This window comes from Streptomyces canus 299MFChir4.1 (genome assembly GCF_000383615.1).
In the GTDB taxonomy this organism is placed as follows: Bacteria; Actinomycetota; Actinomycetes; order Streptomycetales; family Streptomycetaceae; genus Streptomyces; species Streptomyces canus_C.
In genome coordinates this window covers 498,694-515,278 of sequence record NZ_KB911583.1, presented here as the reverse complement: position 1 = coordinate 515,278, position 16,585 = coordinate 498,694, and the positions used below count along the sequence as shown (strand labels likewise).

Annotated in this window: 11 protein-coding genes; 4 read left to right on the top strand and 7 right to left on the bottom strand. The window is 71.9% G+C overall.

What is annotated here, in order from left to right; translation table 11 throughout:
* Nucleotides 1–6: 6 nt before the first annotated feature.
* The 3 genes from H293_RS0106405 to H293_RS49170 all read right to left on the bottom strand — a co-directional run bounded on the left by H293_RS0106405 (nt 7) and on the right by H293_RS49170 (nt 2,162).
* The gene (locus tag H293_RS0106405; RefSeq protein ID WP_020117056.1) at nt 7–366 is read right to left on the bottom strand and encodes a cupin domain-containing protein; all 360 of its coding nucleotides are present in this window, start codon (nt 364–366) and stop codon (nt 7–9) included.
* Nucleotides 367–516: 150 nt separating this feature from the next.
* The gene (locus H293_RS0106400; RefSeq protein ID WP_020117055.1) at nt 517–1,494 is read right to left on the bottom strand and encodes a threo-3-hydroxy-L-aspartate ammonia-lyase; all 978 of its coding nucleotides are present in this window, start codon (nt 1,492–1,494) and stop codon (nt 517–519) included.
* A complete protein-coding gene (locus tag H293_RS49170) occupies nt 1,491–2,162 on the bottom strand; it encodes a helix-turn-helix transcriptional regulator (RefSeq protein WP_020117054.1) in 672 nt (223 codons plus the stop codon). The genes H293_RS0106400 and H293_RS49170 overlap by 4 nt, the downstream gene beginning before the upstream one ends.
* A gap of 193 nt (nt 2,163–2,355) precedes the next feature.
* Between H293_RS49170 and H293_RS0106390 the strand changes: the two genes are divergently transcribed.
* The 3 genes from H293_RS0106390 to H293_RS0106380 all read left to right on the top strand — a co-directional run bounded on the left by H293_RS0106390 (nt 2,356) and on the right by H293_RS0106380 (nt 7,691).
* The gene (locus tag H293_RS0106390) at nt 2,356–4,119 is read left to right on the top strand and encodes a glycoside hydrolase family 35 protein (protein WP_020117053.1); all 1,764 of its coding nucleotides are present in this window, start codon (nt 2,356–2,358) and stop codon (nt 4,117–4,119) included.
* The gene (locus tag H293_RS0106385) at nt 4,119–6,503 is read left to right on the top strand and encodes a beta-galactosidase (RefSeq protein WP_020117052.1); all 2,385 of its coding nucleotides are present in this window, start codon (nt 4,119–4,121) and stop codon (nt 6,501–6,503) included. Before H293_RS0106390 ends, H293_RS0106385 begins: the two co-directional genes overlap by 1 nt.
* Before the next feature lie 120 nt (nt 6,504–6,623).
* The gene (locus H293_RS0106380) at nt 6,624–7,691 is read left to right on the top strand and encodes a LacI family DNA-binding transcriptional regulator (protein ID WP_028807603.1); all 1,068 of its coding nucleotides are present in this window, start codon (nt 6,624–6,626) and stop codon (nt 7,689–7,691) included.
* A gap of 28 nt (nt 7,692–7,719) precedes the next feature.
* Here H293_RS0106380 and H293_RS0106375 read toward each other — a convergent pair whose 3' ends face one another.
* The 4 genes from H293_RS0106375 to H293_RS0106360 all read right to left on the bottom strand — a co-directional run bounded on the left by H293_RS0106375 (nt 7,720) and on the right by H293_RS0106360 (nt 13,717).
* Nucleotides 7,720–8,724 carry a LacI family DNA-binding transcriptional regulator gene (locus H293_RS0106375; RefSeq protein WP_020117050.1) on the bottom strand — a complete coding sequence of 335 codons (1,005 nt, stop codon included), beginning with the start codon at nt 8,722–8,724 and terminating at the stop codon, nt 7,720–7,722.
* 5 nt (nt 8,725–8,729) lie between these two features.
* Complete coding sequence (locus H293_RS0106370) at nt 8,730–11,633, bottom strand: aminotransferase (protein ID WP_020117049.1); 2,904 nt, start codon at nt 11,631–11,633, stop codon at nt 8,730–8,732.
* 399 nt (nt 11,634–12,032) lie between these two features.
* A complete protein-coding gene (locus tag H293_RS0106365) occupies nt 12,033–12,563 on the bottom strand; it encodes a phosphatase PAP2 family protein (protein ID WP_259294437.1) in 531 nt (176 codons plus the stop codon).
* 74 nt (nt 12,564–12,637) lie between these two features.
* Nucleotides 12,638–13,717, bottom strand: a complete 1,080-nt coding sequence (locus tag H293_RS0106360) for a YihY/virulence factor BrkB family protein (protein ID WP_020117047.1) — start codon at nt 13,715–13,717, stop codon at nt 12,638–12,640.
* Nucleotides 13,718–14,345: 628 nt separating this feature from the next.
* Here H293_RS0106360 and H293_RS0106355 point away from each other — a divergent pair.
* Nucleotides 14,346–16,535: an RICIN domain-containing protein gene (locus H293_RS0106355; RefSeq protein ID WP_020117046.1), complete on the top strand. Its 2,190-nt coding sequence runs from the start codon at nt 14,346–14,348 to the stop codon at nt 16,533–16,535.
* The last annotated feature ends 50 nt before the right edge of the window (nt 16,536–16,585 follow it).

The window sequence follows — 16,585 nt, the reverse complement described above, 5'->3', positions numbered from 1 at the left end:
TGGGCCTCACTTGCCCTTCGCGTAGTCCTTCGCCATGCCGCCCGCGAAGTCGTAGACCACGCACTGCTCGTCGCCGACGACCCAGGCGTCGTGCCCGGGTGACACCACGAAGATGTCGCCGGGGCCCACTTCCCCCTCGCCGCCCTCGTCCATGGCGATGTGCATGCGGCCCGAGACCACATAGCCGTTGTGGTGGACCTCGCAGCTGCTGGTGCCCGCGATGGGTGCCACGGACTCGGACCAGCGCCAGCCCGGTTCGAAGGTGCCCACGGCGAAGTCCAGTCCGCTCATGTGGACCGCTTCGAGGTGGCCCCGCGGGAAATCGCGGCGCTCGTCCGGCTTGTCGAGCGTCTTCACCTCAAACATGACGGCTCTCCCTTCCGGCCGTGTTGCGGTACGGCCGGGGCCGGTCTCCGTCTCCCGCCCCTTTTGGGCAGCACCGGCGGGGGCCTGGCCCCATCACTCCATCGTCCGCCTGCCCAGGCGGGCCCGCCATTCGGGTGACAGCCAGCGGTGTCAGTCCCCGCCCGCGCAGAGCCGCGCGAAGCGGTCCGCGTCGACATTGCCCCCGGAGACGATCACCCCGACCCGGTCCGGCAGGCCGCTCACCCGGCCGCTGAGCAGGGCGGCCAACGGGCTCGCGCCGCTCGGCTCGACGACGATCTTCAGCCGCTCGAAGGCGAACCGCATGGCCGCGCGGATCTCGTCGTCGGAGGTCAGCGCGATCTCGTCGACCAGTCGTCGGTTCACCGAGAAGGTGAGCTCGCCGGGCATGTGCAGGGCCTGTCCGTCGGCGATGGTCTTCGGCACCGGGATGCTGATGCGCCGCCCCGCCTCCAGGGACCGCTTGGTGTCGTCGCCGGCCTCCGGTTCCACGCCGATCATGCGGATGCCCGGGTGCAGGCCCTTGGCGGCGGTCGCGCTGCCCGCCATGAGGCCGCCCCCTCCGACGGGCGTGAGCAACGCACCCAACTCGCCTGTCTCCTCCAGGAGTTCAAGGGCCGCTGTGCCCTGTCCCGCCATCACGTGCGGATGTTCGTACGGCGGGATGAGCGCCAGGCCCCGCTCGGCGGCCAGGGCCTCCGCGATGGCCTCGCGGTCCCCGCTGTAGCGGTCGTACGTGACGATCTCGGCGCCGTACGCCTCGGTGGCCGCCCGCTTGGAACCCGGGGCGTCCTCGGGCATGACGATCACCGCGCTGGTGCCGAGCTCTCGGGCGGCCAGGGCGACGGCCTGGGCGTGGTTCCCTGAGGAGTAGGCGGCGATGCCCCGGGCCAGTTGCTCCGGGGTCAGCCGGGAGGCCGCGTTGTAGGCACCGCGGAACTTGAAGGCGCCGACCCGTTGGAAGTTCTCGCACTTGAGGAAGACCTCGGCGCCGACCAGGGCGTCGAGGGTCCGCGAGCGCAGCACCGGCGTGCGGTGCGCGACGCCCTTGAGCCGGGCCGCCGCCTCCCGGACGTCGTCCAGGGTGACCGGCGGGGTGGTGGTCGTCACGAGAGCCCTCCAGTGTTCGCCTGTTTTCTGTTCGCCTGTTTTCGGGACTGGGACAGATAGCTGTACGCGGAGGCGCGGGAGATCCCGAGCCGCCCGGCCACCTGCTCGATCGCCCGCCGGACCTCGAACACGCCCCGTTCGTCCAGGCTGCGGAACAGGTCCAGGCGCCCGGCGCGGTCGAGCAGCGCCCACGACTGGTGCCGGTGTGCGTCGAGCATGACGTCGACGACTGAGTCGATGTCGTCGCCGAAGGTGGTGACGGGCGGTTCCGCGGAGGCGGCGGTGCCGATCCCGGCGAGGGCGCCCAGCAGGGCGTGGACCTCGCTCGCCGCGGTGACGTCGACATTGACGCACAAGGCGCCGAAGACCGCGCCCGAGGAGTCCCGCAGCAGCATCGTCGACGACTTGAGGAGCTTGCCGGTGTCGGTCCGCGTGACGTAGTTCAGCTCGTCGGCCGCCTCGTCGCCGCGGGCGAGCATCCGCAGGCCGATCTCGCTCATCGCCCCGCCCACCGCGCGCCCGGTCACCGAACCGGCGAGGGCCACCACCGAGTTCTCCGGTCTGCGGTAGTCGTGCAGCACCACCTCGCACACCGGTCCGAAGGTCGCCGCGATCCCGTCGACGACCGATGTGAGCGCGGCGATGATCGCGTCCCGCTCGGCCTCCATCACGGCCTCCCCTCCACCAGTCCTTCTAGACTAGCAATCCAATGCCTGGACCACCAGTCCAATCCCGCTGCCCCTTCTGTCTCCGTCCGCGGATCTTGACGGCTCGCATGTTACCGGTAACATCGCATGCCATGTCCCTCATCCGCAGCACCCGAACCCACTGAACTCCCGCTGACTCGAAGGGATGCCCCGCATGCCCGCTCTGACGACGTCCTCCGACGGTTTCCTCCTGCAAGGCGAGCCGTTCCGGATCATCTCCGGAGCCATGCACTACTTCCGTATCCATCCCGACCAGTGGACCGACCGGCTGCGCAAGGCCCGGCTGATGGGCCTCAACACCATCGAGACGTATCTGCCGTGGAACCTCCACGAGCCCGAGCCGGGCAGGCTCGTCCTGGACGGCTTCCTCGATCTGCCCCGCTGGCTGCGCCTCGCCCAGGACGAGGGCCTGCACGTCCTGCTGCGCCCGGGCCCGTTCATCTGCGCCGAGTGGGACGACGGCGGTCTGCCCGCCTGGCTGCTCGCGGACCCCGACATCCGGCTGCGCAGCAGCGACCCGCGGTTCACGGCGGCGTTCGACGGCTACCTCGACCGACTCCTGCCCGCACTGCGGCCGTTCATGGCCGCGCACGGCGGCCCGGTGATCGCCGTGCAGGTGGAGAACGAGTACGGGGCGTACGGCGACGACACCGCCTATCTCAAGCACGTCCACCAGGCGCTGCGCGACCGCGGTGTCGAGGAGCTGCTGTACACCTGCGACCAGGCGGGCGCCGAGCACCTGGCGGCCGGCACCCTCCCGGGCACGCTCGCCACGGTCACCTTCGGCAGCCGGGTCGAGGAGAACCTGGCCGCCCTGCGCGCCCATCAGCCCGAAGGCCCGCTGATGTGCTCGGAGTTCTGGGTCGGGTGGTTCGACCACTGGGGCGGTCCGCACCACGTACGGTCCGCCGCCGACGCCGCGGCCGACCTGGACCGTCTGCTGTCGGCCGGTGCCTCGGTCAACATCTACATGTTCCACGGCGGCACCAACTTCGGCTTCACCAACGGCGCCAACCACAAGCACGCCTTCGAGCCCACCGTCACGTCCTACGACTACGACGCCCCGCTCACCGAGAGCGGCGATCCCGGCCCCAAGTACTACGCCTTCCGCGAGGTGATCGCCCGCCACACGGCCACGCCCGACGAGCCGGCACCCGCGCCCGCGCCCGCGCCCAAACTCCCGGTCACCGACGTCGACCTGGACCACCGGGCGCCGCTGCTGCCGTACGTCCGCGGGCTGCCGTCGACGCACACCGACACCCCGGTGACGATGAACGCACTGGGAGTGCACACCGGTTACGTGCTCTACCGCACCGCGCTGCCCGGCTCGGGCGACGGGCTGCTGCGCTTCACGGGCGGGGTCGGCGACCGCGCCCAGGTCTTCGTGGACGGCGCCTCCGTGGGCGTACTGGAGCGTGAGCGGCACGACGAGACGCTGTCCGTTCGGGTCCCGCATGCCGGTGCCGTCCTCGAGGTCCTGGTGGAGAACATGGGCGGCGTCAACTACGGGCCGCGCATCGGGGCGCCCAAGGGGCTGCTCGGCCCGGTGGCCTTCCAGGGCACCGAGCTGCGCGGCTGGGAGTGCCGGCCCGTGCCGCTGGACGACCTGACCGCCGTGCCGTTCGGTCCGTCCGAGGCGACCACGGACGCGGTACCCGCATTCCACCGGGGCACCTTCGAGGTGGACAGCCCGGCGGACACCTTCCTCTCGCTGCCCGGCTGGACCAAGGGCCAGGCCTGGGTCAACGGCTTCCACCTCGGCCGCTACTGGAACCGCGGCCCCCAGCACACGCTGTACGTCCCCGCGCCCGCCCTGCGCCCCGGCGCCAACGAACTGGTCCTCCTTGAGCTGCACGCCACCACCGGTACGCGCGCCCAGCTCACCGACACGCCCGACCTCGGACCGGAGAGCGACTGATGGCCCGCCCGCACCACCTGCGCCTCCCCTCCCCCGCCGGGCCTCCGCTGACCGGGCACCTGCCCTTCGCGGACGCCCCCGGGGTGCCCGATCCGATCGCGGTCACCAGCCGCTGGCTCACCCGCGGCGGCCGTCCCTGGTTCCCGGTGTCCGGCGAGTTCCACTACTCCCGCTACCCCGCCGGGGAGTGGGAGGAGGAACTGCTGAAGATGAAGGCGGGCGGGGTCACCGCCGTCGCCGCCTACATCATCTGGATCCACCACGAGGAGGTCGAGGGCCGTGTCCGCTTCGAAGGCGACCGCGACCTGCGCCGCTTCGCCGAGCTGTGCGCCCTGCACGGCCTGGACTTCATCCCCCGTGTCGGTCCCTGGTCGCACGCGGAGGTCCGGAACGGCGGCCTGCCCGACTGGGTACTGGCCCGCGACTGCGTGCCCCGCACCGACGACCCGTCTTACCTGGACGCCGTACGCCCCTGGTTCGCGGCGATCGCCGAGCAGTTGGACGGCCTGGACCGGGCCCACGGCGGTCCGATCGTGGCGATCCAGATCGAGAACGAGCTCTACGACCAGCCCGGACACCTGCTGACGCTGAAACGGATGGCCCAGGAGGCCGGCCTGAGCGCGCCCCTGTGGACCTCGACCGCCTGGGGTGGTGTCCAACTCCCGCCGGACGAGCTCCTTCCGCTGTACGGCGGCTACACCGAGGCCTTCTGGACCGAGGCCGACGGCGGCTGGCCCGACACCTGCCGCAAGCACTTCTTCTTCACCCACCAGCGCGACGACGAGGGCATCGGATCCGACCTGCGCCCGGTGCGCGTGCGCGGCAGCGAGCCCGACGCGTTCGCGGACCGATTCCCTTGGGCCACCTGCGAGTTGGGCGGCGGCATGGCGGTGTCGTACCACCGCCGCCCGTACGTCGACCCCGACGACATCGGCGCGCTCGGCCTCACCAAGATCGGCTGCGGCTCGGTCTGGCAGGGCTATTACATGTTCCACGGCGGCACCAACCCGGCGGGTGAGCTCGGCACCCTCCAGGAGTCGCACGCCACCGGCTGTCCGAACGACCTGCCCGTCCTGACGTACGACTTCCAGGCGCCGCTCGGTGAGTACGGTCAGTACCGGCGGACCTACCACGAACTCCGGCTCCAGCACCTGCTGTTGGCGGACTTCGGGCATCTGATCGCCCCCATGGGGTCCGTGCTGCCCGAGCGGCGTCCGGACGTGCAGTTCGACCGGGAGACCCTGCGCTGGGCGGTGCGCGGTGACGGCACCTCGGGCTTCCTGTTCGTCAACAACCACCAGCCGCACGAGCAGCTGCCGGAGCACCCCGAGACGTCGTTCACGGTCGAATTCCTCTCCGGTGGTGGCGAGTTGGCTCTGCCCAGCACTCCCGTCACGGTCCCGAGCGGCGCGTACTTCTGCTGGCCGCTGCGTCTCGACGTGGCCGGTCTGCGGCTGGAGTGGACCACCGCCCAGCCGGTGTGCAGGGTCGACGTCGACGGCCGTACGGTCCTGGTGCTGGCCGCGACGGAGGGCATCGCGCCCGAACTCGCCCTCGACGCGGCCACGGTGTCGGCCGTGCGCACGCCCACCGGCGATGTCGTCCCGGTCGGCGACCGGCTGCTGGTGACCGGGCTGCGTCCCGGCACCGATGCCCTCGTGGAGGTGGACACCTCCGACGGCGGGAGGGTCGGTCTGCTGGTGCTGGACGCGGCGACGGCCCGTACCGTCTACCGGGGCGAGGCGTGGGGTGCCGAGCGGCTGGTGCTGAGCGGGGACGGTGTGGTCTTCGACCGGGACGCGGTACGGCTGCACGGGTCGGGGAGGGCGACGTCGTTCGCCGTGCTGCCGGCGCCGGCGCGGGCGCCCGTGGTGGACGGGGTGCGGGCGGAGGCGGTCACGGACGGGGTGTTCACCCGTTACGCGCTGCCTGCGGTGCCGGCCGTCGAGGGCGCCGCGCCCGAGGTCACCCTCGTGCGGCCCGCGGGACCCGCCCCCGAGACGGTCACGGGCGTCCAGGGCCGGGCGAGCGTCCCGGCAGACAAGTGGTTCGACACCGTGGCCGCCGAGTACCACGTGGAGGTGCCGGACGGGCTGCCGCCCGGGACGCTGCTGCGGCTGCACTGGAGCGGGGACGTGGGGCGGGCGTACGTCGGGGACACGCTGGTCGCCGATCAGTTCTGCGCGGGGCGGGTCTGGGACATCGGCCTGGACCGGCTTCCCGCGGAAGCGCTGCGCGCCGAGGGTCTGCGGCTGCGGGTGCTCCCGCTACACGCGCAGGCGCCGGTCCATCTGCCCGAGCGGGCGCACGGTGCCCGGGGGACGGCCGCCGTCCCGCACGCCGAGTGGATCACCCGGCACACCTGGTCGGTTCCGGCGGTCTGACCAGCCGTGGAGCCCCGTGCACCTGCCGGATCCCCCGTCCCGGCCCGCCTATGCTGTGCTCCCCGGGCGGGCCGGGACCGCCGTACCATCCGCCACCACCACGTCGAGGACACCGCCACCATGACCCCAAGCCCCGCCGAAGGAGCCGTGCCGAAGGGGCGCAGCCGGCGCAACTTCGCCGGTTCGCGTCCGGTGATGGACGATGTGGCCCGGCTGGCGGGTGTCTCCAAGCAGACCGTCTCGCGCGTGCTGAACGAGCATCCGTCCGTGCGCCCCGAGACCCGCGAGGCGGTCCTGACGGCCATGCGGACCCTCGGCTACCGGCCCAGCCGCAGCGCCCGGTCGCTGGCCAGCGGGCGGACCCGGATGCTCGGGGTGATCAGCTTCGACGCGGCGCGCTACGGGCCGGCCGCGATCCTCACCGCCATCAACACCGCGGCCCAGGAGGCCGGTTATCTGCTGAGCTCCATCTCCCTGGACTCGGCGGAGCACGACACGGTCGTCGAGGCCGTCGACCGGCTCTCCGCCGAGGGCGCGGACGGGGTGATCGCCATCGCCCCGCAGCTGTGGGTGGGCCGCGCCCTGGCGGACACCCGTCTGGACACCCCGCTGGTGGTGCTGGAGAACGGCTTCGACGCGGAGACCGAGCGGGTCACCGGTGACTCACGCGAGGGCGCCCGCAAGGCCACCGAGCATCTGCTGGGGCTCGGCCACCCGACCGTCTGGCACATCGCGGGCCCGAGCGGCTGGACCTCCGCCGACCAGCGTCTGGCGAGCTGGCGCGCCACGCTGGAGGCGGCCGGAGCACCGGTCCCCGAGCCGCTGTTCGGCGACTGGAGCGCCGACTCCGGCTACCACCTGGGGCGCCGGCTGGCCCGGCGCGCGGACGTCACCGCGGTGTTCGTGTCCAACGACCAGATGGCCCTCGGCGTCCTGCACGCCTTCCACGAGGCGGGCCGCTCCGTGCCGGGCGAGATCAGTGTGGTGGGCTACGACGACATCCCCGAGGCCGGGCATCTGCTGCCGCCGCTGACGACCGTGCGCACGGACTTCGCGGAGATCGGCACCCGGTCCCTGCGGCTCCTGCTGAGCCGGATCGACGACTCGGCACAGCCGCCGCCTCCCGACTCGCTCGTCCCGGTCGATCTCGTCATCCGCGCGAGCAGCGGAGCGGCGCCGGGGCGCTGAGGGCGGTGCCGACCCGATCCCGGAAACCTCACGAGTCCGTGGACGCCCGGACGATCATGTCGATGGCCAGGGTGCGGGTGGTGCCGCGCGGAGTTTCGCCGGCGAGTATCTCGCAGAGCAACCGGACGCATTCCGCGCCCATGTGACGGGGCCTCAGGTCGATCGAGGTGATCGGTGGTTCCGCGGTCCGCATCGCCAGGCTGTCCACGCAGGACGCCAGCAGCAGGTCCTCGCCCACCACCCGGCCCGCCGACCGGATCTCGGGCAGGACGGCCGCCGCGGCCCCGTCGGCCGCGCACACGATCGCGTCGGTCTCGGGCGCCTCGGCGAGCAACTCCCCCACGACGCCCCGCAGTACCTCCGGCGAGGACCCGAACGGCGCCTTGCGCAGCAGCCGTTGGACGCCGTGCTGGGCGCACCAGCGGTCGTAGGTGTGCTGGAGGGTGAGGGCCCAGTCGGCGGCGGAGTCGGAGGCGATGAGCGCGGGCCGGCGGGCGCCCCTCGCGCGCAGGTGGTCGAGGAGTTCCGTCAGGGAGGTTTCGTGGTCGGACCAGATCACGCCTGTGGGCCGGCTGTCGCCGCCGTAGCGCTCGGCCGTGACGACCGGGAGCCCCGCGGTCATCAGCTGGTCCACGACCGGGTTGTCCGGCATCGGGTCGCACAGGATCAGTCCGTCGGCCTGCGGGAGGCGGCCGGACGACACCAGGGTCACGTTCAGCCCGGCGCGCGCGGCCTGTTCGGCGACGCCGAACACGAACGACATGTAGTACTCGGCGCTGGTGAGGAACTCCGGGATGTGCAGCGCGATGGTGTCCGTCACGGAGGTGCGCAGGCTGCGGGCGCTGCGGTTGGGCGTGTATCCGAGGCGCCGGGCGGTGTCCAGGACGGCCCGGCGGGTCGCGTCGGACACCCGGCCGTGGCCGCGCAGCGCGTCGGACGCGGTGGTCTTGGAGACTCCGGCTCCACGGGCGACGTCGGCGAGGGTGGCGGACGCGCCGGGTCCGGTCGGCGTGCGGGGGTTCCTGGCCGGCACCCGCCTCACCAGCCGTGGGTCAGCACGTCGTCCAGGGCTGCGGCGAACACGTCGGCGCTCCGCCGGGTCAGGCACAGCGGTGGCTTGATCTTCAGTACGCACTGTCTGTCCGAGGTCGGCTGGACGATCACGCCGAGCTCGCGCAACCGGTCGCAGATCGCGGCGGTCTCCTCGGTGGCGGGCTCCAGGGTCTCGCGGTCCCGGACGAACTCGACGCCCAGATACAACCCCGAGCCGTGCACCGCGCCGATCAGCGGGTGCCGGGCGGCGAGTTCCTCCAGCCGACGCTTCAAGTACCCGCCCGTCTCCAGCGCGTTGTCCTGGAGCCGCTCCTCCCGCAGCACGTCCAGCACGGTCAGCCCGACCACACTGCTGACCGGGCTGCCCCCGGCCGAGGAGAAGAAGTAGCCCTGGCTGCGGTAGGCGTCGGCGATCTCGCGCCGGGTGATCACCGCGCCCAGCGGATGCCCGTTGCCCATCGCCTTGGCGACGGTGACGACGTCCGGCACCACGCCCTGCTGCTCGAAGCCCCAGAAATGGGTGCCGAGCCGGCCGTAGCCGACCTGCACCTCGTCCGCGATGCACAGACCGCCGACGGCGCGGGTGGCCTGGTAGACCTCCCGGAGGTAACCGTCCGGGAGGGGAAGGCCGCCCGCGTTGCCGTAGAAGGGCTCGCAGATGAAGGCGGCGGGCCGGTGCCCCTGTGCGGCGAGCTCGGTGATCCACGCGGCGGCCTCGGGACCGTACCGCCGTGCCTCGGCACCGCGGTGGCGGCCCCGGTAGGAGTTGGGGGCGGCCACGGTGTGGACCCAACTCGGGCGGGAGGAAAGGGCGTTCGGGTTGTCCGCGACCGAGGTGGAGACCGCGTCGCTCGCGTACGTCCATCCGTGGTACGCCTCCTCGACCGCGACCGTGTCCTGCCGTCCCGTCGCCGCCCAGGCCAGGCGCAGGGCGAGGTCCACTGCCTCGGAGCCGCTGTTGACGAGGAACACGGTGTCCAGTTCCGCGGGCAGGAGCGCGGTGAGCCGCTCGGAGAGTTCCACCACCGAGCCGTAGTGGAAGCGGGAGTTGGTGTTGAGGCGCCGCCACTGCCGGTGCACGGCGTCGCTCAGTCCGGGGTGGCCGTGGCCGAGGATGGTCACGTTGTTGAGCATGTCGAGATAGCCGCGGCCCTGGGTGTCGACGAGGTGGTGCCGCCAGCCGCGTTCGATGCGGGGCGGCTCGTCGTAGTAGTGCTCCTGAACGCCGGCGAAGGCGCGGTCGCGGCGGTCGAGGAGATCCTCGTCGGCGGAGGGCTCCCCCGGGTCCCGCCCGGTGATCAGCGCCGTGGGGTCGGGGCTCACCGCCAGCCACCCGGCGGCCAGGTCCGGGGTGGCGAACCGAGGGGGGCGCCGGTCGGCCAGGGTCGACAGCTGGAGGCCGAGGGTGTGCCTGCCGTCCCGTTCGGCGACTGTGCCGAGGGGCTGCCCGGCGGCGACCGGACCGGATGCGGCCGGGCTGTCGACGCCGTACAGCCGCAGGACGGGGCCCTCGCCGCGCAGGTCGAGCGTGCCGTCGGCGTGCCGGGTGAGCGTGCCCGCCCAGGGCGCGCGCACCTCCAGCGGGGCCGCGAGATGCACGTCCACTCCGAGGGCGCAGGTCGCCGGGAGGTCCGTGGTGTCGAGCGTGGTCCGGGTGAGGCGGAACTCGCCGTGCCGGGTACGGGCCGCCGGCCGGCCGGAGGCCAGAGCGGCTTCGGCGTCCGCCTCCAGCCACCGGCCCGTGTGCAGGTCGTCGCTCTGCGCCGACAGGTCGAGCGCCGGGATGTCGTCAGGCAGGTCCGGCAGCATGCGCTGGGCGGGAACGACGGCGACCTGCGGCAGGGGGCGGCCGAGTGCCTCCCGCAGCTGGGCCGTCATCACCTCCGCCGGGACGGAGACGGCCGACTCGAACATGGTCCACTCCCGGTCCAGGGCGGCGGACGCGTAGCCGTTGTCCGGGTCCTGGAGGACGTCGTACTGCCCACTGACCACCATGACGGCCGCCCGCAGCACGACGAGCGGCCACAGCGCGGCCGCCTCGCTGTCGGAGAGTGGGCGTACGGCGTCGAAGGCGCGGACGGCGGGCAGTACGGAGGCGGGACGGGCACCGTGGTGATGCAGGACGGAGGTGCAGGTGACGGCGAGTTCCGCAACGGTCCAGCCGGTGCCGAGGTCCCCGAAGTCGATCACGCCGACGGGCATCCGCCGGCCGTCCTTCGCCGTCTCGCAGACGACGTTGTTGTCGGTGATGTCGCCGTAGACGAACTGGACCGGCAGGTCCTTCGCGTGCGACTCCACGAGGGCGTGCGCGGTGCGGGCTGTGCTCAGCACCTGGTCGGCGCGGGCCCGGTCGGGCCAGTGCGGGGCGAGGGTCTCGACCACGTCGAGGGCGTTGCGCAGGTCCCAGGGCCGGAAGCGGTCGGGGTCGGGGGCGGTGAAGTCGGTGAGGGCGGCGGCGATCCGCCCGGCGAGTGCGCCGAGACGGGCGACGACGGCGGGGGCGAGACAGCGGCTGTCCATGATCGGCTCACCCGGCACGAAGTGCAGCAGCCGGCAGGCGAGTTCGGCTCCGTCCAGGGGGAAGGGCTGCACCACGTCACCGTCGCTGCCGGGGTGCGCCCGGGGCAGCCGGAGGTCGGGCAGCGCACCCGCCAAGTGCTCCACCGCGTCGCACTGGGCCCTCAGCTCGGCCGTCCCGGTGGCCGGGTTGGCGACCTTGAGGACGTACTCCCCCGCCTCGCCGCGCACCCGGTAGTTGCGGTCCTGCTGGCTGCCCAGGTCCCGCACGGTGCCCCGCACCCCGAACCGGGCCGCCAGCACGGCCGACGCGGTGGCTTCGTCGATCGGTGCGACGGGTCGCACCAGCCAGTCCGTGGACGGCAGGCCCATGGGTCCGCTCCGCTCCGCATGCGCGGCGGGGGCCGCGCTCCTTTGCCGGAACGTTCCGGCACATCGTGGGACGACGGTAGGGGGAACCGAGTTCGCAGGTCAATGGTCCCGGTAGCGCGAGCGGGACCCGTTTCGGCCTCACCCGTCACGGTTCACCAGGATTGCCCCTGGCGATGCGGGTTACCCGCACGATGGGTCCCTGGGGAGCCGCGGCGGCGGTCCACGGTGGCTTGTCCCGAGTGTGCCCGCGGTGTGGGGCTGCCGGCACACAGCGGCGTCGGCCCGCTCAGCAGGTTCGAGCGGGCCGACGCGCTCCTTCGCGGACGAATCCCTCTCTCGTGCGGCGGCCGATCCGCCCGTCCCTCCCCTCCACGCGGCGAGTCGCCCCGGCGTCGGCGGCTACGGCCAGTGGCGCAGGAACAGCGCCGGGGCACGACGCGCGAGCCAGGCGCCGCCCAGGCCGATGACGGCACCGGCGGCGACATCGCTGGGATAGTGCGCGCCCGACTGCACCCGTTCGACGGCGACCATCGTGGCCGGCAGCGCACACAACACGCCCGCTGCGGGCCAGGTGGGAGCGACGGCGGCGGTGAAGGCGACCGCGGCCGCCGTGTGCCCGGAGGGGAACGAGGAGGAGTCGGGACGGTCGGCGACCTCGTCGTGCGGGATCCACTCCGCCGGTGGCCTGGGACGGCCGGCCAGTTGCTTGCACAGGCCGTTCGACACCAGCTGGGCGACGGCCAGGGCCGCCAGTCCGGCGGCCGCCGCCCTGCGGCCCCGCCACCCGCCCTTGCACGCCATCACGACGGCGGCACCGCACCACAGCTTGGTGCTCTCCGCGGACTCCTCCACCGCCGACAACGCCTTGGCCACGCCCGGCGGGATCCGGGAAGCCGCCCGCCGGGTCAGAGCCCCGTCGATCTCATGCAAGTCCGTCAGCAACCTCATGACCTGCGGTTGTCCCGAGCTCCCCGAGATAAGCCGTCCGGATCCCGTTCAACTCGTCACTCGCCCGACACTGTCCCTGAGTCGTCCAGCCTGCGAAGGTCCTGCTCGTCCCACGTCCTGGTGTCGCGCGGCTCCGTGTAGGGCTCCTTGTCGGGCGGCAGCCCTCCGGCGATGGCCCGCTGCCGGACGGTCTCGGCGTCGAACTCCAGGCCCAGGAGGATCGCCAGGTTGCTGATCCACAGCCAGACCAGGAAGACGATGACGCCGGCCATGGTGCCGTAGGTCTTGTTGTACGAGGCGAAGTTGGCGACGTAGAACGCGAATCCGGCGGACGCTACCAGCCAGATGACCAGGGCGAGGAAGCTGCCCGGTGTGATCCACCTGAACCCCTTCACCCGGGCGTTCGGGGTGGCCCAGTACAGGAGCGCGATCATGACCGTGACCAGGACCACCAGGACGGGCCACTTGGCGATCGACCACACCGTCAGGGCGGTGTCGCCGACCCCGAGCGCGGTGCCCGCCTTGTGGGCGAGGGTGCCGGTGAAGACGACGATCAGGGCGCTGACGACGGCGAGCACCATCAGGACGACCGTCAGGCCGACCCGCACCGGAAGGATCTTCCAGATGGGGCGGCCCTCCGGCATGTCGTAGACCCGGTTGGCCGAGCGGATGAACGCGGCCACGTACCCGGATGCCGACCACACCGCCAGGGCGAGGCCGACGATCGCCATGACCGACCCGACGCCGGCCTTGTTCTGGAGCTGTTCGACGGCGTTGGTGATGATGTCGCGGGCGGAGCCAGGGGTGAACTGCTTGAGGTTCTTCAGCACCGTGTCCGTGGCGGACTTGCCGGTCAGGCCGAGCATCGACACCAGCACCAGGATGGCCGGGAAGAGCGACAGCAGACCGTAGTAGGTCAGCGCCGCGGCCCGGTCGGTCAGCTCGTCGTCCTTGAACTCCCGCAGGCTGCCCCGCAGTACAGCCCCCCACGCCGTCTTCGGCAGTTGCGACGGCGTGTCCGGGGCACGCTCCTCCACGGCGGGCCCGGGGCCCACCTCCTGCGACGACGGGACCTCCCGCTCGGGAGCCTCGTCGCTGCCGTCGTGGTCTTTCCGTCCAGGAAGATGCAGCTTCATGCGCGTCGAGTACCCCCGGACCCCCTCCCAATCAGGACACCGGTGGGGAGTCGCGCGGGCGCCCCGACGGTGCTCCGATACGAGACCGCGGAGTTCGACGGGTCCGGCTTCAGCAACTCAAGTCCGGGCGAGCTCCGTAGACCATGAAGCGCCACGCGGAACTGTCACGCCGCGTCGAGACGTCGTTCATGCCGCCGTTCGGCAGAACCGCGCCCGGTGCGGGACGGGGCGCCACCACGGATCAGCCGCAGGTGACGTCCTCTCGCGTGACGCGGCGCCGACGACCTGGCCGACAATCGGTCCTCGATACGGTCCATGGCGTACAGCAGCACCCCTAAGGCGGGCAGCAGCGACACAGCGACGGCGATCACAACGCGGGTTCACTCCCGGCGACAACATGCAGCCGGGTGCCCGCCCGCGGCCGCTCAAGGCCCCCCGAACCGGAAACTTCTCGCGCCCCACCGCCCCCCGATCGGCGGTGAGACGGGGCGGTCCACGGGATCCCTCACGTTCAACCACCTTCCCTCAAAACTTACTTCATTCCTTGACGTAAGTGGTCCAGACCTTTAGGTTCACGGGTCAGCCAGACACCTCGCGACACCCTCACCCCCCATGAAGGGCTCTGCGCATGCACACCCTCGCGCGCTTCCGCAGATCCGGCGCCGCCACCCTCGTCACCGTGGCCGCCGCGTCCGCGCTGACCTCCCTGTCCACGCCGGCCGAGGCCGCCGCCACCGCGCTCCCCACCGGCTTTTCGACTGTCATGAACGCGGCAAGCGGTCGGTGTCTGGACGCCAGGTCGGCCGGCACCGCCAACGGCACCGCCGTCCAGCAGTACGCGTGCAACGGCAGCACGGCCCAGCAGTGGAGTCTCACCGCCACGAGCGACGGCTACGTCCGCATCGACAACCGCAACAACACCAGCCAGGTCGCGGACGTGGCCGACGTCTCCACCGCCGACAACGCGCCCGTGCACCTGTGGACCTACGGCGGCGGCGCCAACCAGCAGTGGCTGCCCGTCCACGAGGGCGGCGGCGCCTACCACTTCGTCAACCGCAACAGCGGCAAGTGCCTGGACGACCCGGGCGCCTCGACCGCCGACAGCGTGCAGTTCGTGCAGTACGCCTGCAACGGCAGCGCGGCCCAGCGCTTCCAGGTGGTCCCCGTGACCCAGTCCGCCGGCAACCCCGACCTCGGCCCCAACGTCGTCGTCTTCGACCCGTCGACGTCGTCCTCGGCGATCCAGTCGAGGCTGAACTCGATCTTCCAGCAGCAGGAGACCAACCAGTTCGGCTCCCAGCGCTACGCCGTCCTGTTCAAGCCGGGCTCCTACACCGTGGACGCCAACGTCGGCTTCTACACCCAGGTCGCGGGGCTGGGTCTGACCCCGGACGCGGTCACCGTCAACGGTGCGGTGCACGCCGAGGCCGACTGGTTCCAGGGCAACGCGACCCAGAACTTCTGGCGCGGGGCCGAGAACCTCTCCGTCAACCCCACCGGCGGCAGCGACCGTTGGGCGGTCTCCCAGGCGGCCGCCTACCGCCGGATGCATCTGCGCGGCAATCTCGCCCTGGACGACAACGGCTGGTCCAGTGGCGGGCTGCTCGCCGACACGAAGGTCGACGGTCAGGTCAACTCCGGCAGCCAGCAGCAGTGGCTGACCCGCAACTCCCAGCTCGGCAGCTGGACCGGCTCGAACTGGAACATGGTCTTCGTCGGCAGTCAGGGCGTCCCCGGCACCACCTTCCCCAACCCGCCCCACACCACCGTCGCGCAGTCCCCGGTCAGCCGCGAGAAGCCCTTCCTGTACGTCGACGCCGACGGCGCCTACAAGGTGTTCGTGCCGTCGGTGCGGACCAACTCCACGGGCACCAGCTGGGCGAACGGCTCCCCGCCCGGCAGCTCCCTGTCCCTGGACACCTTCTACGTCGTCAAGCCGGGCGCGAGTGCCGCGGACATCAACACGGCACTGGCGGCGGGCAAGAACCTCCTGGTCACCCCCGGTGTATACCACCTGAACCAGACGCTCCAGGTGACCCGCCCCGACACCGTCGTCCTCGGCCTGGGACTCGCCACGTTCGTGCCGGACAACGGCGTCACCGCGATGAAGGTGGCCGACGTCGACGGCGTGAAGGTCGCGGGCGTCCTCTTCGACGCGGGCACCACCAACTCGCCCACCCTGATGGAGGTCGGGCCGGCCGGCTCCTCCGCCTCCCACGCCGCGAACCCGACCTCCCTGCACGACGTGTACTTCCGCGTCGGCGGCGCGGGCGTCGGCAAGGCGACCACCAGCCTCGTGATCAACAGCGACAACGTCATCGGCGACCACATGTGGATCTGGCGCGCCGACCACGGCAGCGGCGTCGGCTGGACCACCAACACCGCGGACACGGGCCTGATCGTCAACGGCGACAACGTGACGGCGTACGGGCTGTTCGTCGAGCACTACCAGAAGTACCAGACCGTCTGGAACGGCAACGGCGGCCGCACGTACTTCTACCAGAACGAGATGCCCTACGACCCGCCCAACCAGGCGGCCTGGACGAACGGTTCCACCCAGGGCTACGCCGCCTACAAGGTCGCCGACTCCGTCACCAGTCACCAGGCCTACGGCCTCGGCAGCTACTGCTACTTCAACGTGAACCCGGGCGTGGTCGCGGAACGGGCCATCGAGGCGCCGAACACGTCCGGTGTGCGCTTCCAGAGCATGGTGACCGTCTCCCTCGGCGGCACCGGCACCATCCGGCACGTCGTCAACGGCACCGGAGGCCCGTCCAACTCCTCGACCAACGTGGCGAACCTGACCAGTTACCCGTAGAGCTCCGCCCTTCGGCCGCCCCTCCCCACCAAGGGGGCGGCCTCCCCAAC

Bases quoted from the DNA above. Each gene is read 5' to 3' on its own strand.
- H293_RS0106370 (WP_020117049.1), bottom strand. From the start codon at position 11,633: ATGGGCCTGCCGTCCACGGACTGGCTGGTGCGACCCGTCGCACCGATC.
- H293_RS0106385 (WP_020117052.1), top strand. From the start codon at position 4,119: ATGGCCCGCCCGCACCACCTGCGCCTCCCCTCCCCCGCCGGGCCTCCG.
- H293_RS49170 (WP_020117054.1), bottom strand. From the start codon at position 2,162: ATGGAGGCCGAGCGGGACGCGATCATCGCCGCGCTCACATCGGTCGTC.
- H293_RS0106360 (WP_020117047.1), bottom strand. From the start codon at position 13,717: ATGAAGCTGCATCTTCCTGGACGGAAAGACCACGACGGCAGCGACGAG.
- H293_RS0106390 (WP_020117053.1), top strand. From the start codon at position 2,356: ATGCCCGCTCTGACGACGTCCTCCGACGGTTTCCTCCTGCAAGGCGAG.
- H293_RS0106405 (WP_020117056.1), bottom strand. From the start codon at position 366: ATGTTTGAGGTGAAGACGCTCGACAAGCCGGACGAGCGCCGCGATTTC.
- H293_RS0106380 (WP_028807603.1), top strand. From the start codon at position 6,624: ATGACCCCAAGCCCCGCCGAAGGAGCCGTGCCGAAGGGGCGCAGCCGG.
- H293_RS0106355 (WP_020117046.1), top strand. From the start codon at position 14,346: ATGCACACCCTCGCGCGCTTCCGCAGATCCGGCGCCGCCACCCTCGTC.